Origin of the sequence: Patulibacter sp. NPDC049589 (assembly GCF_040675535.1) — a bacterium.
In the GTDB taxonomy this organism is placed as follows: domain Bacteria; phylum Actinomycetota; class Thermoleophilia; order Solirubrobacterales; family Solirubrobacteraceae; genus Patulibacter.
The window spans coordinates 17,778-39,220 of record NZ_JBFAPC010000039.1 but is presented as its reverse complement, the minus strand read 5'-3'; the positions used below and the strand labels follow the sequence as shown (position 1 = coordinate 39,220).

At 74.7% G+C, this 21,443-nt stretch carries 21 protein-coding genes and 3 pseudogenes; 15 read left to right on the top strand and 9 right to left on the bottom strand.

Annotation, left to right across the window (positions count from 1 at the left end; all coding sequences use genetic code 11):
- A pseudogene (locus AB0L40_RS09880) lies at positions 1-204 on the bottom strand (transcriptional repressor); the annotation flags it as partial.
- Between the two features lie 196 nt (positions 205-400).
- Here AB0L40_RS09880 and AB0L40_RS09875 point away from each other — a divergent pair.
- Together AB0L40_RS09875 and AB0L40_RS09870 are read left to right on the top strand one after the other, a co-directional pair.
- A complete protein-coding gene (locus AB0L40_RS09875) occupies positions 401-1,399 on the top strand; it encodes a diiron oxygenase (RefSeq protein WP_364352886.1) in 999 nt (332 codons plus the stop codon).
- Positions 1,399-2,997: a 4Fe-4S binding protein gene (locus AB0L40_RS09870; protein ID WP_364352883.1), complete on the top strand. Its 1,599-nt coding sequence runs from the start codon at positions 1,399-1,401 to the stop codon at positions 2,995-2,997. The genes AB0L40_RS09875 and AB0L40_RS09870 overlap by 1 nt, the downstream gene beginning before the upstream one ends.
- Positions 2,998-3,103: 106 nt before the next feature.
- Here the strand turns inward: AB0L40_RS09870 and AB0L40_RS09865 are convergent, their stop codons facing one another.
- From AB0L40_RS09865 to AB0L40_RS09855, 3 genes are all read right to left on the bottom strand, one after another.
- Positions 3,104-4,165, bottom strand: a complete 1,062-nt coding sequence (locus AB0L40_RS09865; RefSeq protein WP_364352880.1) for an LLM class flavin-dependent oxidoreductase — start codon at positions 4,163-4,165, stop codon at positions 3,104-3,106.
- A 119-nt stretch (positions 4,166-4,284) separates the two neighbouring features.
- Entirely contained in the window at positions 4,285-4,959 is a 675-nt protein-coding gene (locus tag AB0L40_RS09860; RefSeq protein WP_364352877.1) for a 3-oxoacid CoA-transferase subunit B, read from the bottom strand.
- The gene (locus AB0L40_RS09855; RefSeq protein WP_364352874.1) at positions 4,956-5,681 is read right to left on the bottom strand and encodes a CoA transferase subunit A; all 726 of its coding nucleotides are present in this window, start codon (positions 5,679-5,681) and stop codon (positions 4,956-4,958) included. Before AB0L40_RS09855 ends, AB0L40_RS09860 begins: the two co-directional genes overlap by 4 nt.
- A gap of 70 nt (positions 5,682-5,751) precedes the next feature.
- Between AB0L40_RS09855 and AB0L40_RS09850 the strand changes: the two genes are divergently transcribed.
- The 5 genes from AB0L40_RS09850 to AB0L40_RS09830 all read left to right on the top strand — a co-directional run bounded on the left by AB0L40_RS09850 (position 5,752) and on the right by AB0L40_RS09830 (position 10,338).
- Positions 5,752-6,648, top strand: coding sequence for a LysR family transcriptional regulator (locus tag AB0L40_RS09850; RefSeq protein WP_364352871.1), 897 nt, complete (start codon positions 5,752-5,754; stop codon positions 6,646-6,648).
- Between the two features lie 160 nt (positions 6,649-6,808).
- Positions 6,809-8,065: a glycosyltransferase gene (locus AB0L40_RS09845; protein ID WP_364352868.1), complete on the top strand. Its 1,257-nt coding sequence runs from the start codon at positions 6,809-6,811 to the stop codon at positions 8,063-8,065.
- The gene (locus AB0L40_RS09840) at positions 8,062-8,727 is read left to right on the top strand and encodes a class I SAM-dependent methyltransferase (protein ID WP_364352865.1); all 666 of its coding nucleotides are present in this window, start codon (positions 8,062-8,064) and stop codon (positions 8,725-8,727) included. The genes AB0L40_RS09845 and AB0L40_RS09840 overlap by 4 nt, the downstream gene beginning before the upstream one ends.
- Before the next feature lie 184 nt (positions 8,728-8,911).
- Entirely contained in the window at positions 8,912-10,093 is a 1,182-nt protein-coding gene (locus AB0L40_RS09835) for an inorganic phosphate transporter (protein ID WP_364352862.1), read from the top strand.
- Positions 10,093-10,338 carry a hypothetical protein gene (locus tag AB0L40_RS09830; protein ID WP_364352859.1) on the top strand — a complete coding sequence of 82 codons (246 nt, stop codon included), beginning with the start codon at positions 10,093-10,095 and terminating at the stop codon, positions 10,336-10,338. The genes AB0L40_RS09835 and AB0L40_RS09830 overlap by 1 nt, the downstream gene beginning before the upstream one ends.
- A gap of 107 nt (positions 10,339-10,445) precedes the next feature.
- Here AB0L40_RS09830 and AB0L40_RS09825 read toward each other — a convergent pair whose 3' ends face one another.
- Both AB0L40_RS09825 and AB0L40_RS09820 read right to left on the bottom strand, forming a co-directional pair.
- Complete coding sequence (locus tag AB0L40_RS09825) at positions 10,446-11,045, bottom strand: nucleotidyltransferase family protein (RefSeq protein ID WP_364352856.1); 600 nt, start codon at positions 11,043-11,045, stop codon at positions 10,446-10,448.
- The gene (locus tag AB0L40_RS09820) at positions 11,042-11,722 is read right to left on the bottom strand and encodes a CoA pyrophosphatase (protein ID WP_364352853.1); all 681 of its coding nucleotides are present in this window, start codon (positions 11,720-11,722) and stop codon (positions 11,042-11,044) included. The genes AB0L40_RS09825 and AB0L40_RS09820 overlap by 4 nt, the downstream gene beginning before the upstream one ends.
- 411 nt (positions 11,723-12,133) lie before the next feature.
- Between AB0L40_RS09820 and AB0L40_RS09815 the strand changes: the two genes are divergently transcribed.
- Positions 12,134-12,904 carry a SigB/SigF/SigG family RNA polymerase sigma factor gene (locus AB0L40_RS09815; protein ID WP_364352850.1) on the top strand — a complete coding sequence of 257 codons (771 nt, stop codon included), beginning with the start codon at positions 12,134-12,136 and terminating at the stop codon, positions 12,902-12,904.
- 88 nt (positions 12,905-12,992) lie between these two features.
- Here the strand turns inward: AB0L40_RS09815 and AB0L40_RS09810 are convergent, their stop codons facing one another.
- Positions 12,993-13,448: an SDR family NAD(P)-dependent oxidoreductase gene (locus AB0L40_RS09810; RefSeq protein ID WP_364352847.1), complete on the bottom strand. Its 456-nt coding sequence runs from the start codon at positions 13,446-13,448 to the stop codon at positions 12,993-12,995.
- On the opposite strand from AB0L40_RS09810, the pseudogene AB0L40_RS09805 reads away from it, so the two are divergent.
- Positions 13,398-13,598: pseudogene (locus AB0L40_RS09805) on the top strand (SDR family NAD(P)-dependent oxidoreductase); the annotation flags it as partial. The gene AB0L40_RS09810 and the pseudogene AB0L40_RS09805 overlap by 51 nt on opposite strands.
- 127 nt (positions 13,599-13,725) lie before the next feature.
- On the opposite strand, the gene AB0L40_RS09800 reads toward AB0L40_RS09805, so the two are convergent.
- The gene (locus tag AB0L40_RS09800) at positions 13,726-14,247 is read right to left on the bottom strand and encodes a DNA starvation/stationary phase protection protein (protein ID WP_364352844.1); all 522 of its coding nucleotides are present in this window, start codon (positions 14,245-14,247) and stop codon (positions 13,726-13,728) included.
- A 263-nt stretch (positions 14,248-14,510) separates the two neighbouring features.
- On the opposite strand from AB0L40_RS09800, the gene AB0L40_RS09795 reads away from it, so the two are divergent.
- From AB0L40_RS09795 to AB0L40_RS09770, 6 genes and pseudogenes are all read left to right on the top strand, one after another.
- A complete protein-coding gene (locus tag AB0L40_RS09795) occupies positions 14,511-15,701 on the top strand; it encodes an FAD-dependent oxidoreductase (protein ID WP_364352841.1) in 1,191 nt (396 codons plus the stop codon).
- A complete protein-coding gene (locus AB0L40_RS09790) occupies positions 15,637-15,945 on the top strand; it encodes a DUF1360 domain-containing protein (RefSeq protein WP_364352889.1) in 309 nt (102 codons plus the stop codon). The genes AB0L40_RS09795 and AB0L40_RS09790 overlap by 65 nt, the downstream gene beginning before the upstream one ends.
- A 738-nt stretch (positions 15,946-16,683) precedes the next feature.
- Complete coding sequence (locus tag AB0L40_RS09785; protein WP_364352838.1) at positions 16,684-17,280, top strand: isochorismatase family cysteine hydrolase; 597 nt, start codon at positions 16,684-16,686, stop codon at positions 17,278-17,280.
- 163 nt (positions 17,281-17,443) lie between these two features.
- Complete coding sequence (locus tag AB0L40_RS09780) at positions 17,444-18,964, top strand: aminotransferase class V-fold PLP-dependent enzyme (RefSeq protein ID WP_364352835.1); 1,521 nt, start codon at positions 17,444-17,446, stop codon at positions 18,962-18,964.
- A gap of 141 nt (positions 18,965-19,105) precedes the next feature.
- Positions 19,106-19,252, top strand: a pseudogene (locus AB0L40_RS09775) (alpha/beta hydrolase); the annotation flags it as partial.
- 141 nt (positions 19,253-19,393) lie between these two features.
- A complete protein-coding gene (locus AB0L40_RS09770; protein ID WP_364352832.1) occupies positions 19,394-19,735 on the top strand; it encodes a plasmid stabilization protein in 342 nt (113 codons plus the stop codon).
- 77 nt (positions 19,736-19,812) lie between these two features.
- On the opposite strand, the gene AB0L40_RS09765 is transcribed toward AB0L40_RS09770, so the two are convergent.
- Positions 19,813-21,375: a CHAD domain-containing protein gene (locus AB0L40_RS09765; RefSeq protein ID WP_364352829.1), complete on the bottom strand. Its 1,563-nt coding sequence runs from the start codon at positions 21,373-21,375 to the stop codon at positions 19,813-19,815.
- Positions 21,376-21,443: the final 68 nt, after the last annotated feature.

Here is a 21,443-nt window from a genome sequence, read left to right as displayed (position 1 = left end):
GAGGCGGGCGGTGGTGAGGGCCCGCAGGACGTCGTAGACGGCCTGGTGGGAGACCTCGCCGAGGTCCTCGCGGACGCGGGCGAAGAGCGCGTTCGTGTCGGCGTGCGGGTGCTCGTGCACCGCCGCCAGCACCGCGACCCGCGGACGCGTGACGCGCAGGGAGGCCCCGCGCAGCAGGCGTTCGAGATCGTCGGTCGTCGGCACGCGGCGGAGTCTCCCACATTTTCTGGAATCGATCCAGAAAAGCGGCGTTTCGCGACATCGCGGATGCGCCCGTCGAGGTGGCTACGGATCCGTAGTTCCGCTACGCTACGGTTCCGTAGTCAGGTGATCCGGCGTCGCTCCCCGCGAGCGTCCCGGGCCACCTCCGCGACACCGTTCACCGAGCAGGGAGCAGCAGATGAGCACCCCCACCGCCACGCGCAGCCGCACCCACGACGAGGCCTACGAGACGATGCTCCAGACGCTCTCGGAGGGGTCGGTGCACGTGCACTTCGACCCCTACGAGGACATCGCCTGGGACGCCCCGGAGATGCAGGTCGACCAGAACGACCCGCGCTGGATCCTCTCCCCGCAGCTCGACCCGCTCGGCGGGACCGCCTGGTACCAGTCGCAGCCGCGCGAGCGGCAGATCGAGATCGGCCGCTGGCGCATGGTCAACGCGATCAAGGTCGGCGGCGCGTTCGAGTCGATCCTCATCCGCGGCCTCATGCACTACGCGATGAGCCTGCCCAACGGCTCCGCGGAGTTCCGGTACTGCATGCACGAGATGACGGAGGAGTGCAACCACATCCAGATGTTCCAGGAGCTGGTCAACCGCTCCGGCACCGACGTCCCCGGGATGCGCCCGCTGTTCAAGGCCGCCACGCCGCTGATCGGTGTGGCCGGCGGCTATCTCCCGGTCGTCCTGATGGTCGGCATCCTCGCCGGCGAGGAGCCCATCGACCACTACCAGAAGGCCATGCTGCGGGAGGGCGTCGACCTGCCCCCGGCGATGCTCCGGACGATGGAGATCCACATCGCGGAGGAGGCCCGCCACATCTCCTTCGCGGACGAGTTCCTGCGCCTGCGCGTCCCGCGCCTCGGGCGGATCCAGAAGCACCTCCTGGCGGTCGCGTTCCCGGTCATCATGCGCTGGCTCGCCGGCGAGATCATGACCACGCCGAAGTCGATCAAGAAGCGCTTCGACATCCCGGACGACGTCTTCCGCGAGGCGTTCTGGCAGAGCCCGCACGCGCGCTCCGTCATGGCGTCGTACTTCGGCGACATGCGCCGCCTCTGCACCGACGTCGGCCTGATGACGCCGATGGCCAAGCGCATGTGGAAGCGCATGGGCATCGACGGCGAGCCGTCCAACTACCGCGGCGAGCCCGACCGCCGCGCGACCCTGGTCGCCTGATGCCCCACGTCGTCACGCAGTCCTGCGTCGGCGACGGGTCGTGCGTCTACGCCTGCCCCGTCAACTGCATCCAGCCGACGCCGGACGACCCGGCGTTCGAGCTCGCGGAGATGCTGCACGTCGACCCGACGAGCTGCGTGGACTGCGGCGCGTGCATCACCGCGTGCCCGGTGGACGCGATCAAGCCGCACACGCAGCTGACGGAGGCGGAGCGCGTGTTCGCCGGCATCAACGCGGAGTACCACGCGGTCCCGAAGGCCCGGCCGGTCATGGCGCCGATGCGCCCCCGGCTGGTCGTCCGCGACCGCGGCGAGGCGCTGCGCGTGGCGATCGTCGGCTCCGGCCCGGCGGCGATGTACGCGGCCGAGGAGCTCCTGACCGTCCCCGGCGCGCAGGTCGACGTCTACGAGCGGCTGCAGCAGCCCTTCGGCCTCGTGCGCTCGGGAGTCGCCCCCGACCACCGCCGCACACGCCGTGTCAGCCGACAGATGGAGCGGATCTCGACCGCCCCGCGCCTGACCATGCACCTGGGCGTGGAGATCGGCCGCGACGTCACGCACGAGCAGCTGCTCGAGGGCCACCACGCGGTGATCTACGCGGTCGGTGCGGCGTCGGACCGCCGGCTCGAGGTCCCCGGCGCCGAGCTGCCCGGCGTGCTCTCGGCCACCGAGCTGGTCGGCTGGTACAACGGCCACCCCGACCACGCCGAGCGGACGGTCGACCTCTCGCACCGCCGCGCGATCGTGATCGGCAACGGCAACGTCGCCCTCGACGTCGCCCGCGTCCTGACGATGGACCCCGACGCGCTGGACGGCAGCGAGATCGCGCCCGCCGCGCTTCAGGCCCTCCGCTCCAGCCGGATCGAGGAGGTCGTCGTGGTCGCGCGTCGCGGCCCCGAGACCTCGGCGTTCACGCTGCCCGAGCTCGTCGGCCTGCGGTCGACGCCCGGCGTCGCGCTCGACGTGCCGGACGCCGAGCTGGCGGACGTCGCCGCCGGCCATCCGAAGCTCGACCTGCTGCGCGACCTGCCTGCCCCGGCGGCCGGTGAACGTCGGATCTCGCTGCGGTGGCTGCGGTCGCCGGTCCGGGTGGTGGGGGACGGGACACGCGACGCCGGCGACGGCGGGTCCGGTCTCGACGCCGCGCCGTCCGGCGAGGGTGCGGTCTCCGCGCTCGAGGTCGAGCGCACCGCCCTCGGGCCCGACGACGTGCTCGTCGGCACCGGCGAGCTGGAGCGCCTGGACGCCGGTCTGATCGTCACGTCGATCGGCTACCGCGGCCTGCCCGTCGGCGACCTGCCCTACGACGCGGCGCGCGGCGTCGTGCCGAACGCCGCGGGGCGGGTCGTCGACCCGGCGACCGCCGAGCCCCACGCGGGCACGTACGTCGTCGGCTGGATCAAGCGCGGCCCGTCGGGCTTCATCGGCACGAACAAGGGCTGCTCGCAGGACACCGTCGCGGCGCTGATCGAGGACTGGAACGACGGCCGGCTCGCGTCGCCCGTGACGCCGGCCGCCGACCCGGTCGCGCCTGGGGTCCCGCGGCGGCGCGAGCGGCTGCGGGCGCTGGCGGGCGAGGTGCTGGCCGCGCGGCGGTGAGGCCACGGGCGGTCGCCCTCCTACATGCCTGCAGGCGCTCTTCCAGCTGAGGTCGGCGCGGCGGTGCGCGTCCGTCCCGCGGGGCGGGAGCCGGGGTCCGGTCGCGTCAGGACTCCGTCGCCGCCGCACCGCGCGCGGCGAGCGACTCCGCCACCAGCGGCTTGACCTCGGTCCCCAGCAGGTCGACCGCCCGCAGCATCGCGTGGTGGGCGAGCCGCTCGTTGGTCATCTGCAGCGTCACGCGGTCGATGCCGCCGAGGGCCTCGGACATGCCGACGATCTTGTCCGCGATCGTCCGAGGGTCGCCGAGGAACAGCGCGCCCGTCGGGCCGCGCTGCGCGTCGTAGCTCTGGCGGGTCGGAGGCGGGAACCCGCGCTCACGGCCGATGCGCCCGAACATCTGCTGGTAGCCGGGGAAGAACAGCGTCGCGGCCTCCTCCGTCGTCTCGGCCACCAGGCCGGGGACGTGGACGGAGATCCGCAGGCTCTCGGGCGCGTGGCCAGCGCGGCGCGCCGCCTCGCGGTAGAGGTCGACCAGGGGCCGGAAGCGCCGCGGCTCGCCGCCGATGATCGCGACCATCAGGGGCAGGCCCAGCGTGCCGGCGCGGACGAACGACTCGGGGCTGCCGCCGACGCCGACCCACACCGGCAGCGGGTCCTGGACCGGCCGCGGGTAGACGCCCTGCCCGGTCAGCGCGGGGCGGTGCTTCCCGGTCCACTGCACGGTCTCGTCCGCGCGGATCCGCAGCAGCAGGTCGAGCTTCTCGGCGAACAGCTCGTCGTAGGCCTCGAGCGGCAGCCCGAACAGCGGGAACGCCTCGGTGAACGACCCGCGGCCGACGACGAGCTCCGCTCGCCCGCCGCTGATCAGGTCGAGCGTGGCGAACTGCTGGAAGACCCGCACCGGGTCCGCGGCGCTGAGGACGGTGACCGCGCTGTTGAGCCGGATCCGCGACGTCCGCGCCGCCGCCGCGGCCAGGAGCATCGGCGGCGCGGAGTCGAGGAACTCGCGCCGGTGGTGCTCGCCGATGCCGAACGTGTCGACCCCGGAGCGGTCGGCCTGCTCGATCTCCTCCAGCAGGTGCGCGACGCGCTGGACCGGCGTGTGGACGACCCCGGTCTCGGGATCCGTGACGGTCGAGACGAAGCTGTCGATGCCGATCTGCATGCCGGGACGGTAGCCCCCCGGCCCGGCCGGCCCGTCGGACCGGGCTGGGCAGCAGCGCGTCGGTCACGCCGGCCTCGGTCCCGACGACCGGTCGTCGACCGCGATCCGCGCCGATCGTCCTACGCCACCGCGGACCCGAGCGCCGCCCGCGTCACCTCGAACGGGGCGCCCGTCTTCGCGCGGATCTCGTCGATCGGGGTGCCGCCCAGGGCCTCGACCAGGACGAGGCCGTCGCGGTCGATGTCGAAGACGGCGAGGTCGGTGACGAGGCGGTCGACGACGCCCTTGCCGGTCAGCGGCAGGTCGCACTCGCGCTTGATGCGGGGCTCTCCGGCGCGCGTGACGTGCTCCATGATCACGATCGTGCGCTTGGCGCCCTGGACGAGATCCATGGCGCCGCCCATGCCCTTGATCATCTTGCCCGGGATCGTCCAGTTGGCGAGATCGCCGGTCTGGGAGACCTCCATGCCGCCGAGGATCGCGAGGTCGATGTGGCCGCCGCGGATCATCGCGAACGATTCGGCGCTGTCGAAGAACGACGCGCCCGGGACGGCGGTGACGGTCTCCTTTCCGGCGTTGATGAGGTCCGCGTCGAGCGCGTCCTCGGTGGGGTAGGGGCCGATGCCGAGGAGGCCGTTCTCGGACTGCAGCAGCACGTTCGCGCGGTCGGTGGCGACGTCGGCCAGGAGCGTCGGCAGGCCGATCCCGAGGTTGACGTAGGTGTCGCTCTGGATCTCCAGGGCGGCGCGGGCGATGATCCGCTGCCGGGGCGTGAGGGTGGTCGGGGTGCTCATGCGGCGACCTCCCGGACGGTGCGTCGTTCGATGCGCTTCTCCAGGCCGGGGCTGCGGAAGATCCGCTGGACGTAGATGCCCGGGGTGTGGACGTGGTCGGGATCGAGCTCGCCGACGGGCACGAGCTCCTCGACCTCGGCGATCGTGATGCGCCCGGCGGTCGCGACGAGCGGGTTGAAGTTCCGCGCGGTCTTGCGGTAGACGAGGTTGCCGGCGGTGTCGCCCTTCCACGCGCGGACGATCGCGAAGTCGGTCGTGATGCCGTGTTCGAGCAGGTACTCGCGGCCGTCGATCTCGCGGGTCTCCTTGCCGTCGGCGATCGGGGTCCCGACGCCGGCGGGGGTGTAGAACGCGGGGATCCCGGCGCCGCCGGCGCGGAGGCGCTCGGCGAGGGTGCCCTGCGGGACGAGCTCGACCTCCAGCTCTCCGGAGAGGAACTGCTGCTCGAAGATCTTGTTCTCGCCGACGTACGAGGAGACCATCTTCCGGACCTGCCGGTTGGCGAGGAGGATCCCGAGGCCGAAGTCGTCGACGCCGCAGTTGTTGGAGACGACGGTCAGGTCACCGACGCCCAGGTCGCGCAGCGCCTGGATCGCGGTCTCCGGGTTGCCCGACAGCCCGAACCCGCCGACCGCGATCGACGCCCCGGCCGGGACGTCGGCCACGGCCGCGGCGGGCCCCTCGACGGTCTTCGCGGATGCGGGGTCTCTGCTCGTCGGCATGGTGCGACCATCCCGCGGCGGCGCTCAGAAGTCCAAGGTCATCTGACGGTGTCGGTTATAAGTCGTGTGTATGGATCTGCGGCAGCTGCGCTACCTCGTCGTGCTGGGCGAGGAGGAGCACTTCACCCGGGCGGCCCGGCGGCTCGGGATCGCCCAGCCGGCGCTGTCGCAGCAGATCAAGCGGCTCGAGGTCCAGGTCGGCGTCGCGCTGGTCGAGCGCTCGACGCGCAGCGTCCGGATGACCGACGCCGGCCGGACGACGATGGTCGGCGCCCGGCGGATCCTCCGCGAGGTCGACGCGCTCGGCGACGAGCTGGACGCGCTGCGAGGCGTGCGCTCCGGGCGCGTCGTCGTCGGCGTGACGCGGACGCCCGGTGCGGTCGACGTCGCCGCGCTGCTGGCCCGCTTCGCCCGTGCGCATCCGGGCGTCGAGCTCGACGTGCGGGAGGACCTGACCGTCGAGCTCCTTGCGATGCTGGACGCGGGGACCCTCGACGTCGCCCTCGTCGCGGAGGGTTCCTCCGCCGAGTCCGGGACGCTCGAGGTCCGCACCGTCGCCGTCGAGCCCCTCGTCGTGATCGTCCCGGTCGGCCACGAGCTCGCGGACGGCCGCGACGTCTCGATCGTCGAGCTCGCCCGCCACCGGATCGTCACGTTCCACCGCGGCGCGACGATCCGCCGGCAGCTGGAGGAGCGGGCCTTCACGGCCGGCGTGGTGCTCCGGGTCGCGTTCGACATCGCCGACGCCCAGCGCGCCCGGTCGGTGGTCGCCAACGGCCTCGCGGTCGGCGTCCTCCCGCGATCCGACGCCCGTGCCCCGGGGCCCGAGGTCGCGGTCGTGCCGTTCGCCGACGCGACGCTGCAGCACCGGACCGCGGTGGCCGTCCGGCGGGACCGGCGGCCGACGCCGGCGGCCGACGCGCTGCTCGCGCTGATCGACGGGGCGGCCGCGCCGGTCGAGGGGTAGCGGGGCGGACGCGGCCGGGCCGCGATGGCGCGACACGACCGGCCGCGGCGGCGGGACGACGCTCCGCGCGGGGCGCCGCGCGACCGACGGTCCATGATCTCCGCGTCACCGTGTCCCGGATGGACACAGGATCGGCCCGACCGGCGAGTATCGTCGGGGGATGCCCGATATCCGCGGTTCCCTCCGCCCGACGTCTCCGCAGCGGAGTCCGGGATCGGGGCCCGCGACGGTCGGCCGCCCGCAGACGGCCACCCGGGTCGCCGTCGTCCCCCGGCGCGTCGCTCCGGCGCCCCGGGCGGGCCGCCGGCCCCGGCCGCTGACGTCCGTCGTCCGCGTCCTCGCGAAGCTCGAGCCCGGCGGCGCGCAGCTCTCCGCCCTGCGGGCCGTGCGGGGCCTGCAGCCGCTGGGGATCCGGTCGCGGGTGCTCGTCGGGTGGGCGTCACCGGAGGGCCTGTCGCTGGCCGAGCGGATGGGCGTCGACGTCGAGGTCTACGGCGCGTCCGGCGACCTGCAGTGGCGGGCCGACCCGGGGTTCGCCGACTGGCTGCGGCCGCGGCTGCGGGGCGCGGAGGTCGTCCACGCCCACATGTTCGGCGCGTGGTGGGCCGCCGCGGGCGCGCTGCCGGGCGGCGTGCCGCTGGTGGCCAGTGAGCACAACGCGTTGCGCTGGCCGACGGGCGACCCCGGCGTGTCGCTCGCCACGGGGCTGCGCCGCGTCGACCGGTTCTACGCCCACGGGCCGGCCGCCCGCGCGGCGATCCTCGCGGCCGGACTGGACCCGCGCCGGATGTGCGCCGGGATCTCGCCGGTCGCCGACCTCGACGGCCCCGGCGATCCGGCGCTGCCGTCGCCGCGGATCGTCTTCGCCGGACGCCTGCACCCGGAGAAGGGCCCCGACGTCCTGCTCGACGCCCTGGCCCTGCTGCCGGACGCCCCGCCCGCGCTGGTGCTCGGCGAGGGCGTGATGCGCCCGGCGCTGGAGGCACAGGCCGCCGCGCTCGGGATCGCCGGGCGCGTGACCTTCCGGGGCTGGCAGGCCCGCCCGAGCGCCACGATCTCCGGCGCCTCCGTGCTGGTCGTGCCGTCGCGCGACGAGTCGTGGTCGCAGACCGCGGTCCTCGGGATGGCCCGCGGCGTCCCGGTGATCGGCACCGACGTCGACGGGCTCCCCGAGACGCTGGCCGACGGACGCGGCATCGTCGTCCCGCCCGGCGATCCCGCGGCGCTCGCCGGTGCGATCCGCGAGGTCCTCGCCGGACGGCGGAGCACCGATCTCGTGGGCGCGCGCCGCTACGCCCGCCGGTTCGCGATCGAGCGGGTCGCCGCCGACTACGCCGCCGCATACCGCGACCTCTCCGGGCGGGCGTCGCCCGACGGCGACGACCTCCTCGCCGCGTCGGCCGCGGTGCCCGCATGACGCAGGACCAGGGCACGGTCGAGTGGACCTCGCACGACCTCATCGCCCTGCAGGTTCTCCGCCCGCTGCTGGACGAGGGCGGCTACCTGCCGTGGAGCTCCGGCGCGATGCGGGCCTCGGGGCTCGTCACGCTCTGCAACGAGATCGTCCTCGCCGGACGCCGCCGCGTCCTCGAGCTCGGGTCGGGGACCAGCACGCTGCTGCTCGCGCGGCTGCTGCGCGAGCAGGACCGCGGCGGCACGCTCGTCGCCGTCGAGCACCACCCGGAGTGGGCGACGTGGGTCGGGGACCGGCTCGCGGCCGAGGGACTCGCGTCGATCGCCCGCGTCGTGGTCGCCCCGCTCGCGCCCCATCCGCTCGGTCGCGGCCGGCTCCCCTGGTACGACGCCGCCGCGTTCGCGACCGCGATGGACGGGCCGCCGGTCGACGTCCTGATCGTCGACGGGCCTCCCGCGTTCCGGTCCGACGCCGCGCTGGCGCGCTACCCGGCGCTCCCCGCGGCACTGCCGGCGCTCGACCCCGGCGGGATCGTGGTGCTCGACGACATCGTCCGGACGGGCGAGGCGGAGATCCTCGAGCGGTGGGAGGACGAGACGGACTACCGCTTCGAGCGGCGCCCGCTCGAGGGGATCGCGGTGGGCCGGGTCGATCCGCCGGCCTGACCCGGGTGGCGGTGGGTCGTCGCGGTCGTCGGTCCCTCCCCGGGCCCGGCCTCCGGGGGGCGGCATCGGCCGCCCCGGGTGATCGGATGGCGCGCGCGGCGCGTCACGAGCGGTCCCGCGCCATCGTCGTGAAACGTCGGTGAAGCGGTCGTGCGGCCCGCGGACCGAGGGTACCCGGCCGCCCATGGGATCCGATGTCCTGCTCGTGGTGGTCGTCGTGGCGGCGGTGTCGTTCGACTTCACCAACGGCTTCCACGACACCGCCAACGCGATGGCGACCTCCATCGCCACCCGCGCGCTCAGTCCGCGCAAGGCGGTGGTGCTGTCGGCCGTCCTGAACCTCGTCGGGGCGTTCCTGTCCGTCAAGGTCGCGGCGACGATCGCCGAGGGGATCGTCGACAACACCGTCATCAAGGGTGACGGCGGGATGGCGCTGATCTTCGCCGCGCTGGCCGGCGCGATGCTCTGGAACCTCGTCACCTGGGCGATGTCCCTGCCGTCGAGCTCCAGCCACGCGCTGATCGGCGGGATCGTCGGCGCCGTCCTGATCGCGCACGGCACCGGGGCGATCAAGGGCGACGGGCTGCTCGAGAAGGTCCTGATCCCCGCGATCCTCGCGCCGCTCGTCTGCGGATTCGTCGCGGCGCTCGGCACGTTCGTCGCCTACCGGCTGCGGCCCGGGGGACCGACGGACCGCAGCAAGGGCGCCTACCGCGTCGGCCAGCTGGCGTCCGCGTCGCTGGTCTCGCTGGCGCACGGCACCAACGACGCGCAGAAGACGATGGGCGTCATCACCCTGGCCCTTGTCGCGCACGGGACGCTGGAGAACGCCGACACGATCCCGGTCTGGGTGAAGCTCGTCGCCGCCATGGCGATCGCCTCCGGGACGGCGATCGGCGGTTGGCGCATCATCCGCACCCTCGGCACGCGCCTGACGGAGATCGAGGCGCCGCAGGGCTTCGTCGCCGAGTCCTCCAGCACGAGCGTGATCCTCGGCTCCACGTCCTTCGGGTACCCGCTCTCCACGACGCACGTCGTGTCCGGCGGCGTGCTCGGGGTCGGGATCGGCAAGCGGCTCTCCGAGGTTCGCTGGAGCCTGTTCGGCACGATGGTCCTGGCCTGGGTCTTCACGATCCCGGCCGCCGGGCTCGTCGCCGCGATGATCTGGCAGGCATCGGACGCGATCGGCTCGGGGTCGAGCGGCTCGGTGGTGATGGCGATCCTCTCCGGCGCCGCCGCCCTCGCGCTCTTCATCACCGTGCAGCGCAAGTCCGCGGTCGACGCCTCCGACACCGTCGGGTCCGCCGACGACGGGGGAGTGCGGCCCCGGACGCCGGTGCCGACCCCGGCCGGGAGCGCCGCCTGATGCCCCCGCTCGCCTCCGTCGTGGACCTCGACGCCCTCTGGAAGATCGCGCTGATCGCGCTCTGCGGCGGCGTCGGCGTCACCGCCGTCTTCGGCATCGGCGTGCTGCACGCCGAGGCGCTCGACGCCGCCCGTGGCGACGGCCGCACCGGCGCGGTGCTCCTCAACGGCGCGGTGGTCGTCGCGTGCGGGCTGGTCTGCCTGGCGGCGATCGTCGTCGGGGTGCTCGCGATGACGCACAAGTAGGGCCGGGCCGGCGGCGTTCGCCCTCGGGCCGGCCGGGACGCACGGATGCGGCGGCGCCGCCGACGCATCCGCCCCGGGGCCTCGGTCGACCGGGCGACGGGATCCCGTCAGCCGACGGCTCGGACGCGGTCGAGGTCGGCCGGCGTGTCGACGTCCGGGCCGCCGTCGACCTCGACCGGGACGGCGACGGCGCGCAGGAGCGCGCGGCGCTCGTCGTCCCCGGTGGCGTCGACGAACGGCGTCACGAGGGCCCCGCGGACGACGACGGGATGGCCCGGCCGCCCGTCGTGCACGGCGCGGGCCGCGTCGGCCGGGACGGCGAGCACCCGGGCGACGTCGGCGGATCGCAGCAGCGGCTGGTCCCCGAGGGTCACGACGATCGTCCCGGCCCCGTCGTCGCGCGCGGCCCGCACCCCCGCGCGCAGCGAGCCCGTCGGCCCGGACGCCCACGCATCGTTGATCACGACGCGCACGCCGGTGAGGTCGACGCCCGCGCGGACCTCCTCGTGGCGCGCGCCCAGGACGACCACCACGGCGTCGACCGCGTCGCACCCCAGGACGGCGTCCAGCGCGTGGCGCAGCAGGGGGCGGTCGTGCAGCGGGGCGAGCTGCTTGGGACCGCCGAAGCGCCGCCCCTCGCCGGCCGCGAGGACGACGGCGACGGTCCGCGGGACGTGGGTCGGGAGGGGATCGCGGCGCGGGGTCACAGCGTGTCGAGCTCGACGACGGTCCCGGAGTCCCAGGGCCGCTCCCAGCCGCCGAGCCGGAGGATCGCGGCGAGGATCTCGCCCGTGAAGCCCCAGACCACGGCGCCGTCGACGGTGAACGCGGGGCCTCGCCAGCGGACGTCGATGGTGGCCTGGAACCGGTGCGCGGGCTCGGCGAGGGTGGCCAGCGGGACGCGCATGACGCGCTCCGTCTCGCGCGCGTCGACCGCCAGCACCGGCGACGGCACCCGCCAGTGGGCGAGCACCGCGGTGACGTCGAACCGCGACGGCGGGATGTGGACGCGGGGGAGGACGGCCAGCGCGTCGACCCCCGCGGGACCCAGGCCGGTCTCCTCGACGGCCTCGCGGAGCGCCGTGTCCACGGGACCCCGGTCCACGGACTCCCGCGAGCCGCCGGGGAACGAGACCTCCCCGGCGTGCGTCCGCATCGTCCCGGCCCGCTGCTGCAGCAGGACGTCGGGGCCGTGCGGCCCGTCGGTGGCGAGGAGGACGAGCACCGCGGCCTGGCGCGCGGCGACGACCGTCGCCGCCGGGTCGTTGCGGGTGAGCTCGTCGGCCGGCACCGCGGAGATCCCGCGGACGAGGCCGGCGAGCGCGGGCGGCGTCGCCTCCGGCCGGACGTCCACGCGCTCGAGCCATCGCTGCGTGTCGGTCACGGCCCCGATCCTGTCGCATGGCGGGCCCGACGGCGACGGCGACAGGCGTTGGGCGCCCCGGCCGTGGCAGGCCCTTCATGGTGAGAACGACCGGGATGCCCGGATGGATGCACCCTCGTGGACGACGATCGGCGGGGTCGCCCGGCCCGGCGTCCAAGGCGCCGGAACGTGCTTGCAAGGCGCACGCGCGATGTGGTTATGTGGAGGGTGCGCAGCGACAGTCGCAGGCGCGAGATCGATGGAACGACGTCCCGTCCCCCCGGGACCGCGCTCCACGGTCATCGCCTCCGGGAGTCTTCCCGGCGAAGGTCGCTGACGCAGATACAGCAGGCGCGGTGCCATGGGTGACGTCGAAGAGATCGTCACCAGCGGGCCGCCCGGAATGAGAACCGCCTGATCAAAGGTGCATTCATGCTGCATGAGGTTTCCCGACGTGAGCAGATCGACATGGAGCTGCTCGCCCGCTACCACCGCGACGGCGACCTGTTCGCCCGCGAGGAGCTCGCCGAGCGGTGCATGCCGCTGGTGAAGTCCATGGCCCGGAAGTACTCCGGCCGTGGCGAGGAGATGGAGGACCTGGTCCAGGCCGGGACGATCGGCCTGGTCAAGGCCATCGACCGCTTCGACCTCGAGGCCGGGCACCGGTTCGTGTCGTTCGCGGCGCCGAACATCCAGGGCGAGATCCGCCGGCACTTCCGCGACCACACCTGGGCCGTCCACGTCCCCCGGTCGCTGCAGGAGCTCGACGCCAAGGTCCAGAGCGCCCGCAGGGCCGTCGTCGCCGACACGGGCCGCGAGCCCACCGACGACGACCTCGCCGACGAGCTGCAGACGACCGTGACGGACATCCGCGAGGCCCGATCGGCCGGCCAGTCCTACCGCGCGCTCTCGATGGACGCGCCGGCGGGCGAGGCTCGCAACCTCGCCGAGGTCCACGGGTCGCCCGAGCCGGGATACGAACAGGTCGAGGCCGAGGTGACGCTGCAGGAGGCGATGACGGCGCTGACCGCCCGCGAGCGGCGTGTCCTCGACATGCGCTTCAACGAGGAGCGCCTGCAGCGCGAGATCGCCGAGGAGATCGGCGTGTCGCAGATGCAGGTCTCCCGCATCATCAGCGGCGCGATCGAGCGGATGAGCGAGTACGTCGGTGCGTCCGACGAGCCGGCCTCGCTGGCCGCCTGAGCCGACGACCCCGCGTACCCGGCCGCCGCGGGCGCCGGGCGCGGGGCCCCGAGGCGAGCCGGCCCGGCCCCGGCGGGCCGGGTCGTCCTCAGGCGTCGTCGCCCGGCTTGCCCATCGACCCGTGGAGCTCCGCCTTCAGCGGGTCGGGGAGGACCTTCGAGGCGAGGCTCAGCAGCGTGCCGCCGGCACCGACCACCACGTGGTCGTCACCGTTCTGCAGCGTCGTAGCCGGCCTTCGCGACATCCGCGGGGTCGCTCTTCGGGCCCTTGGCGGCCTGGGTGCCGTCCATGTCGGCGCGGTCGAAGAACTCGTGTCGACGGGCCCCGGCTGCAGGGCGGTGACGGCCACTCCCGTGACCTCGAGCTCGTGGCGCAACGCCTCGGAGAAGGACTGCACGAAGGACGTCGACGCCGCGTACGTTGCGTAGTACGGGCCCGGCAGCAGGCCGGCGACCGACGACGTGACGAGGAACTTCCCCCGCCGCGCGCCACCATGTCCGACGCGATGGTGCGTCAGATGGACGACGCCCTTGACCAGGAGCACGACGGCGGGACCGGGGGCATGCGGCGCCTCGCGGTGGTGACGGGCGCGACGGCGGGCATCGGCCACGAGCTGGCCCGGGTCTTCGCGAGCGAGGACTTCGACCTCGTGATGGCGGCGGAGGACGACCGCGTCGAGGCGGTCGCGCAGGAGCTCCGGGGGACGGGCGTCGGCCCGTTCCTGGAGGCGACGGTCGCGCGCCGGTGGCCTCGCAGACCCGGCCCTCAGCGGCGGGCCCGGGAGGGAGCGGTCGGTCGTCCGTGGTCGGCACGCGGCCCGGCTACTCGTGGATCGGCCGCGGGTCGGTGCGGTCCGCCACGCGGTTCTCGGCCGAGACCATCCAGGCGAGCTGCTCGAACCGCTCCAGGAACCCGTGGAACTGGTCGGCCGTCGTCGGGTCCGCCTCGTCGACGTCGTCGTGGACCTCGCGGATCGTGCTGCAGACGCCGTAGATCCGGCCGGTGATGAGGTCGACGGTCTCGGCGGTGTCGACCTCGCCGGCCGGGAACGGCGGCAGGCTCGACTGCTCGGCGACCGTACCCGGCCGCCCGTCGGGCGTCACGTACAGGGCGCGCATCCGCTCCGCGAGGTCGTCGGAGAACCCGCGGGCGACCGCGACGAGCTCGTCGAGCTGCAGGTGGAGGTCGCGGAAGTTGCGGCCGACGACGTTCCAGTGCGCCTGCTTGCCCTGGAGGTGCAGGTCGATGAGCTCGACGTGCACGCGCTGGAGGCGGTCGGCGAGCGCCTCGTCCGCGCGGAAGGCGGGTGCGGGGCTGGTCGTGCTGGTGGAGGTGGGGGTCATGGGGTCTCCGATCGGTCGGTGTGATCCGTCGCTACCCGGTCTGCGGCGGGCCATGACCCGATCGCGGGACGCGCCTGCGTGGAGGCCGTCGCGCTGGCGTCGACGCCATGCCGTCGCGATCCCGGGGCGCGCCACCGTCCGGGCCCCTGCCACCTGCTCGAACGCCGGTGCCCGCGACCTACGGCGTTTGGACGGAGGCCCGCGGGGCACCCGGGGCGCATGCTGTCGGGTGCGCGAGGTGCAGGATCGATCGGGGGGTCCGCGTGCACGCCGCGCTGATCGTCGTCGGGGCGGGGCCCGCCGGCCGCTCGGCGGCCGAGGGCTACCGCGACGCCGGCGGGGACGGCCGCGTCGTCCTGCTGGGCGACGAGGGCCGGCTGCCGTACGAGCGGCCGCCCCTGACGAAGGACTTCCTGCGCGGGGCGTCGTCGGCCGACGACCTGCCGATCTCCGGCCCGGGGTGGTACGCGGACCGCGCGGTGGAGGTCCTGCCCGGGAAGGCGGCGATCGCGATCGATCCCGGCTCGCACGTCGTGCGCCTCGCCGACGGCACGACGGTCGGCTACGACCGCTGCGTCCTGGCGACGGGCTCCGCGGTCGCCACGCCGCCGATCGACGGGGCCGGCGCGGCGCTCGCCGAGACGGGGTCCGGATCCGGCCGGCGCGTCCACGTCGTGCGCTCGGCGGACCAGGCGACCGACCTGCGCGGCGCTGCGGCCTCGTCCGCGGCGGCGGTGGTGGTCGGTTCCGGCTTCATCGGGTGCGAGGCCGCGGTGTCGATCGCCCGCCGCGGGACCGCCGTGACGCTGGTCGCACCGGAGGCGCTGCCCCAGAAGTCGCGCCTGGGCGCCGATGTCGGCCGCCGGATCGCCGCGTGGCTGGTGGACGAGGGCGTGACGCTCCGGCTCGGGACGGCGGTCGAGCGTCTCGACCCGGACGGCGTCGTCGTCACCGCGGACGGGCGTCTCGAGTCCGACGTCGTGCTCCTCGCCACGGGACACGCGCCGCGGGCCGACCTCGCCGTGGCCGCCGGGATCCCGACCCGGGACGGCCGGGTCCTGGCCGACGCGGGGATGTGGACGCGGACGTCCGACGTCCTGGCGGCCGGGGACGTCGCGCTCGCACAGAACGCGGCGGCCGGTCGGCGGCTCGCGGTCGAACACTGGGGCGAGGCGCTCGCGATGGGCCGGATCGCCGGGGCCAACGCCGCGGGGGCGACCGAGTCGTGGGCGCAGGCGCCCGGGTTCTGGTCGTCGCTCGGGGACCGCACGCTCAAGCAGGTCGCCTGGGGCGACGGCTTCGACGCCGTCGTCGTCGAGGACCACGGCGCCGGCACGTTCACGGCGCGCTACGGCCGCGCAGGCGTGCTCGTCGGGGTGCTGACGCACGATCGCGACGAGGACTACGAGCGCGGGCGGGAGCTCGTCGAGACCGGAGCGCCCTTCCGCCCGTGACCTGGCGAAGCCGCCGAGTCGTTTCCGCCTGCGCGAGCTGCTCTCCTGCGCGCGGTGCACGGGGTCGTGGGTCGGGCTCGGGTTGCTCGGTCTGCACGTCGCGTCGCCGCGGACGGCACGGGTCGTGGCAGCGGCCGGCGCGATCGGCGCGGTCAACGACACAGCGCTGGCGGGCTTCGCGTGGCTGGCGAGTCGCGCGAACGCCGCCGAGGAGGACGCGGACGCTGCTGCCGAAGGCCGGTGACGATCCGACGCGGCGAGACCACGTCCCGGCCGGCTCGCCGCCGCGCCGGCCCCGCGTCCTGGGGACGGAGCGCTCGTGAACGACCGCTCCTCCGTCGGGTCGCCGGGCCGGGCCGAGTCGTGCGGCGCGCTCGAGGTCGCCGCGGCCACGGCGGAAGCGGCCGGACGGGTCCCCAGCTCCTGACTGCAGGACGACGGAAGCTCGAGGTTCGCGAACGGCGGCCGCGGACCACAGCGACCTCGAGCCGGAGCTGCGAGCGAGGCACAGAGCGGCGAGGTGGTGTTGACGTCCGGCAGCGTCGGGGTGCGGGCCGAGACCGGACCGCTGCTCACCGCCCGTCCCGCCCCCGCAACCGGCGCGCCGCGGCGACGGCCTCCCGGTCCCGCCGGCGGGCGGCCTCCCACACGACGCCGCGCTTCCGGTCGTCCTGCGGCGGACGACCCAGGGCCGCCGTGACGTCGGGCGGCTCGCCCAGCACCACGGCGCAGCGGACGGGCAGCGGCAGGGCGAAGGACAGTCACGGCACGGTCAGCGGCGCAGGATCGCGTCGGCGTTGGCGGCCGGATCCGCGATCGCGACACGGCCGGTGCAGGCCGCCACGCGTGCGAACCCATGGGCGTAGAGGTTGTGGAAGTCCATCGTGCCTGCGTGCTACCCGGAACGGCGCCCGGCGTGCACCGCCTCGTACGGCGGCCGCGGCGTGGTTTCGGAGCCCGCCAGGGGGGAACCGACGACCGCATGGAAGGCCTCGGAGCCGACGACCCCCGGGCGCCGATCGGACGCGGCGAGCGGACCGCGCTGCTGATCGTCGACATGCTCAACGACTACGACCATCCGGACGGGGAACCCCTGCGCGAGAGCGCGCGGACCGTGCTCGGACCCATCCGCCGGCTCGCGGCCGCGGCGGACGACGCCGACGTCCCCGTCCTCCACGTCAACGACAACCACGGGCGCTGGGACGCCGGGCGCGACGAGCTGACCGACCTGGCGCGGGCGGGACTCCCGGACGAGGACCTCGAGGGGATCCTTCCGCGCGCCGGGGCGCCGTTGGTGATCAAGGCGCGGCACTCCGTCTTCTACGGCTCGCCGCTCGAGTACCTGCTCGAGACGATGGGCGCCGGCCGCCTCGTCCTCGTCGGCCAGGTGACGGAGCAGTGCATCCTCTACTCCGCGCTCGACGCGTACATCCGGCACTTCCAGGTCGTCGTGCCGCGGGACGCGGTGGCGCACATCGACCGGGACCTCGCCGACGCGGCGCTCGAGATGATGGCCCGCAACATGCGGGCCGACGTCGTCGCGTCCGACGACGTCGACCTCGACCTCGACGGACCGTAGGCACGGCGGCCGCGGGACCGTGGCCGCCGCGCCTGGTCGTCAGGCGGTCCCGCGGAGCGGTCGGGCCGCGACGATCGCGGATTCGGAACCGCCTCTGCTCGGTCCGTCCGCCCGCACGGCTGGCTACCGTTCGGCCGACCGCCACCGACCCCGAGGAGGACCAGTGGGCATCGACAAGGACGGCCGGCTCCGGAGCCCCGTCGCACACGACCAGGACACGGTCCCCATCGCCGACGCGATGGAGGCGTACCTGGCGCAGGACCGGGTGGCGTTCTCCATCCCGGCCCACTCCGGCGGGCGCACGGTCCGCCCGGAGTTCGCCCGCTGGACGGGACCGGACACCGCCCGCTACGACCTGCCGCTCGGCCACGGCGTCGACACGCGCAACCGCGCGTGGCACGTCCAGTCGACGGCCCAGGAGCTGTTCGCCGAGGCCGTCGGGGCCCGGCAGACGCTCTTCTCCACGAACGGCTCGTCGATGTCGGCACGGGTCGCGATCATGACTGTCGCGGGGCCCGGCGAGACGATCGTCATGGCCCGCAACGGCCACAAGTCCGCGATCGCCGGTCTCGTGCTCTCGGGCGCCCGGCCCGCCTGGGTCGACCCGGTGTACGACGATGACCTAGAGGTCGCCCTCGGGCCGACCGCCGAAGACGTCGCGGCGACGCTCGACGCCAACCCGGACGCCCGGGCGGCGATGATCTTCACGCCGTCCTACTACGGGACCGCGGCGGACGTCGCGGCGATCGCGGACGCCTGCCACGACCGCGGCGTCCCGCTCGTGACCGACGACGCGTGGGGGCTCGATTACGCGCTGTCGGGCCATCCGGATCTGCCGGAGGGGGCGCTCCGGCAGGGCGCCGACCTCGTCATCGGCTCGGTCCACAAGTCGCTGACCGGACTCCAGCAGACCTCGGTCCTCTCCGTCGGCTCCGATCGGATCGACGCCGAGCGGCTGCAGCTCTGCTTCGAGCTCGAGGAGTCCACGAGCGTCTCGACGCTGCTGCTGTCGAGCATCGACGGCGCGCGGCGGCAGTTCGTCCGCGAGGGCAAAGCGCTGCTCGAGGGCGCGGTCCGCTCCGCGCATGCCCTCCGCCGGCGGCTTGCCGCCGAGGTGCCGGAGCTGCCCGTGGTCCCCGTCGAGCGGTTCGGGCGGCTGCCCGGCGTCGCGGGGGTCGACCCCACGCACGTCCTGATCGAGACGGAAGGAATCGGTCTGACCGGCTATGCGGCCGACGACTGGCTGCGGGACGAGCGGCAGATCGACCTCGAGCTCGCCGACCACCGGCGGATCATGGCGCTGGTGACGTTCGCCCACGGCGAGGAGGAGGTCGACCGGCTCGTGCGCGCGCTGCGGGACCTCGTCGACACGCAGGGCCGAGGCCGGTCCGGGACCGGTGTCGGTCCGTGGCCGAGCCGTGCGGCGCTGCGGACCGCGCAGGCGACGACGCCACGCGACGCGTTCTTCGGACGTGCGGAGCTCGTGGACGCCGACGCGGCGATCGGCCGGATCTCCGCCGAGCTCGTGACGCCGTACCCGCCCGGCATCCCGGTGCTCGCCCCCGGCGAACGCGTCAGCGCGGAGATCGTCCGCTACCTGCGGGAGTTCGTCGCCGTGGGCGGCTTCGTCGAGGGCACCACCGACCAGGGGCTGCGACGGCTGCGCGTGCTGCGAGACGGCTGAACCGCCGCGTGCCTTCCCCGCTGCTGGGTACCCACGGCCCGACGGCGCGTCCACCGGCCCGCCCCGGACCCGAACCGACCGGAGGCCGCACGACCGAGATCACCGCCCACCACGGCATCTTCGAGGACATGGACCTGCACGTCGACGACACCGGGGGGCTCCGGCAAGCGCACGCACGCGGCACTCGCCGACAGCCGTCTGCACGTCATCGCCGACGCGCCACACGGGGCGGACGTCAGCCACGCCGAGGAGTTCGACCGCGCGCTGTTGGAGTTCCTCGCCGACTGATCAGGACGGGTCCGCCGCCGCTCGCGCCCGCCACGGCGGGACGGCGGGGATGCATCCGCTCCGCCGCAGCGGGTACCCGGCGGCCATGCCCGGCCGGCGCCGCCGTCCGGGGTCGCGTCCACCACCGAACAGGAGAGCACCATGCCGCCCAACGGGGTGAAGCCCGGGACGAAGCGCGCCCGGCAGTACGAGCAGGTCAAGGAGTCCGTGAAGGACCAGGGCAAGAGCGAGTCCACGGCCGAGGAGATCGCGGCGCGCACCGTCAACAAGGAGCGCGCGCAGCACGGTGAGTCCCAGGAGTCGTCGAAGTCGTCGACGGAGGACAAGAGCCCCGGTCAGCGCGGGGGCGAGCGGTCCGGGAAGAACGGCCCGAAGGGGCGCACGAAGGACCAGCTCTACAACGAGGCCAAGGACCTGGACGTCGACGGCCGCTCGACGATGACCAAGGACGAGCTGCGCAAGGCGGTCGACGCGAAGAAGTGACCGCGGTCCACGGGGCGGGCCGCGGCGGCGCCGCAGCTACACCGGGCCGCCGCGGCCTTCGTCCTCCTTGCGGAACATCAGGCGGCGGACGCCTGCCACGCCCGCACGTAGCGGCGCAGGCGCTTCGCGTGCGCCGCCGGCTTCTCCGCGTAGACCCGGCGGCCGAGCCCGACCGCCTCGTCCAGCAGCTCGCCGCGCCGCCGGTCGATCAGCTCGAGCAGCCCGTCGACGTCGGCGGCCGGATCGTCGAGCGGCGCGCCGGTGAGTCGGTCGCGCAGCACCGAGAGGTCGTGGTCGTCGCCCAGGACCTCGGACAGGTGGTGGGCCTCCTCGGCCTGGGCCTCGAGCACCGCCGGCCAGGCGCTCCGCAGCAGCAGCTGGTGGTACCAGAGGTCCTTCACCCGCTTGCGCCAGTCGTGGAGCTCCTCCGCTGTGGGCCGGGTCCCGGGCTTCGGGAGATCGCCGTGTCCGGCCGCGTACGCGACGCCCTCGCCGGCCAGCACGTCGGCGTCGGTCGCGCCGGCGAGCGGCCACGAGTCGACCCGGCCCAGCACGGCGCGGAGCCCGTCGAGTGCGTCGGCGACCGGCGGGGTGGCGCGCTCCTCGCCGGGATCGCCGAGCTCGTGGCGGACGATCTCGAACGTCGTCGACGGGAGGTGGCCGGCGTACCGCGTCGCCAGGTCGTCGACGGTCTGGACGAGGACGTCGGCGTCGCGGGCGGCGGAGAGCGTCGCCGCGGCGGCGCGCAGCGCGGCGTTCTCGCGGCGCGCGACCTCGCGGCCGACGGCGGGGCGCGCCAGGCGCAGCAGCGCCCGCGTCTTCTTGATCCGCTTGCGCGCGTCGTGGATCGCCTTGCCCGGGTCGGTCGCGTACCTGTGTTCGAGCGCGTCGACCGCCCCCTCGAGCTGGTCGCGGGCGCTGCGCCGCAGACCCTCGCCGAGCGGCTCGTCGGGGGCGATCCTGTAGGCCATGCCTTCCTGCTGCCCCGTGCCGGGCGGCGCGAACCCGGCGGCGTCGCCGGCGGGCGGCTCCGCGGGTGCCGCGGCCGCCGCGGCCGCCGCCTGCCCGTCGTCGTGCACGGGCGGCGGGCCGGACGGCGGCGCGATCGCGCCGGCCAGCTCGGCGTTGCGGTACCGCGGGTCGTCGCTCACCTCGGCGCCGAGGAACGCGGGCGCCACGAACGCGCGCGCCGCGTCGCCGTCCTCGAACTCGATCTCGGCGAGCTCGAGGCCGCCGAGGACGCCGTGGAAGCGGTCGACGGTGAACGCGATCCGCCGCCCCGCCGCGTCGTCGAGGGCGTACTCCGTCCGGAGCTTCTCGACCCGGCGCCCCGCGGTGACGTCCCAGAGCTCGCGGAACTCCTCCTCGTCGATCGCGACCTCGACCTCGACCCGCGTGACCGCGCCCTGCCCGTCGCCCGACGACGCCTTCGTCGTGAGCTGCCGGACGACCGCGCCGTCCGCGGGCTCACCGGTCCGGACGGCGACGAGCCGCGCGTGCCGGACCCGGACCTCCGGGTCGGAGCCTGCCGGGGTGACGTAGCCCTGCCGGATCGCCCAGGCCCGTACGGCGGTGACGGACGGCCCCTGCTCGGCGGGGTCGGCGTCGACCAGGAACTTGCGCTCGATCTCGATCCCCATGCGTCGACCTTCCCAGATCGGGCCCGCGCGGTGAGGGGGCCGGGGCATCGCCGCCCCGGGCGGTCCGT

What these genes read in the sequence shown, in the direction of transcription:
- AB0L40_RS09875 (WP_364352886.1), top strand. Translation starts at nt 401, where the DNA reads ATGAGCACCCCCACCGCCACGCGCAGCCGCACCCACGACGAGGCCTAC.
- AB0L40_RS09870 (WP_364352883.1), top strand. Translation starts at nt 1,399, where the DNA reads ATGCCCCACGTCGTCACGCAGTCCTGCGTCGGCGACGGGTCGTGCGTC.
- AB0L40_RS09865 (WP_364352880.1), bottom strand. Translation starts at nt 4,165, where the DNA reads ATGCAGATCGGCATCGACAGCTTCGTCTCGACCGTCACGGATCCCGAG.
- AB0L40_RS09860 (WP_364352877.1), bottom strand. Translation starts at nt 4,959, where the DNA reads ATGAGCACCCCGACCACCCTCACGCCCCGGCAGCGGATCATCGCCCGC.
- AB0L40_RS09855 (WP_364352874.1), bottom strand. Translation starts at nt 5,681, where the DNA reads ATGCCGACGAGCAGAGACCCCGCATCCGCGAAGACCGTCGAGGGGCCC.
- AB0L40_RS09850 (WP_364352871.1), top strand. Translation starts at nt 5,752, where the DNA reads ATGGATCTGCGGCAGCTGCGCTACCTCGTCGTGCTGGGCGAGGAGGAG.
- AB0L40_RS09845 (WP_364352868.1), top strand. Translation starts at nt 6,809, where the DNA reads ATGCCCGATATCCGCGGTTCCCTCCGCCCGACGTCTCCGCAGCGGAGT.
- AB0L40_RS09840 (WP_364352865.1), top strand. Translation starts at nt 8,062, where the DNA reads ATGACGCAGGACCAGGGCACGGTCGAGTGGACCTCGCACGACCTCATC.
- AB0L40_RS09835 (WP_364352862.1), top strand. Translation starts at nt 8,912, where the DNA reads ATGGGATCCGATGTCCTGCTCGTGGTGGTCGTCGTGGCGGCGGTGTCG.
- AB0L40_RS09830 (WP_364352859.1), top strand. Translation starts at nt 10,093, where the DNA reads ATGCCCCCGCTCGCCTCCGTCGTGGACCTCGACGCCCTCTGGAAGATC.
- AB0L40_RS09815 (WP_364352850.1), top strand. Translation starts at nt 12,134, where the DNA reads ATGCTGCATGAGGTTTCCCGACGTGAGCAGATCGACATGGAGCTGCTC.
- AB0L40_RS09800 (WP_364352844.1), bottom strand. Translation starts at nt 14,247, where the DNA reads ATGACCCCCACCTCCACCAGCACGACCAGCCCCGCACCCGCCTTCCGC.
- AB0L40_RS09785 (WP_364352838.1), top strand. Translation starts at nt 16,684, where the DNA reads ATGGAAGGCCTCGGAGCCGACGACCCCCGGGCGCCGATCGGACGCGGC.
- AB0L40_RS09770 (WP_364352832.1), top strand. Translation starts at nt 19,394, where the DNA reads ATGCCGCCCAACGGGGTGAAGCCCGGGACGAAGCGCGCCCGGCAGTAC.
- AB0L40_RS09765 (WP_364352829.1), bottom strand. Translation starts at nt 21,375, where the DNA reads ATGGGGATCGAGATCGAGCGCAAGTTCCTGGTCGACGCCGACCCCGCC.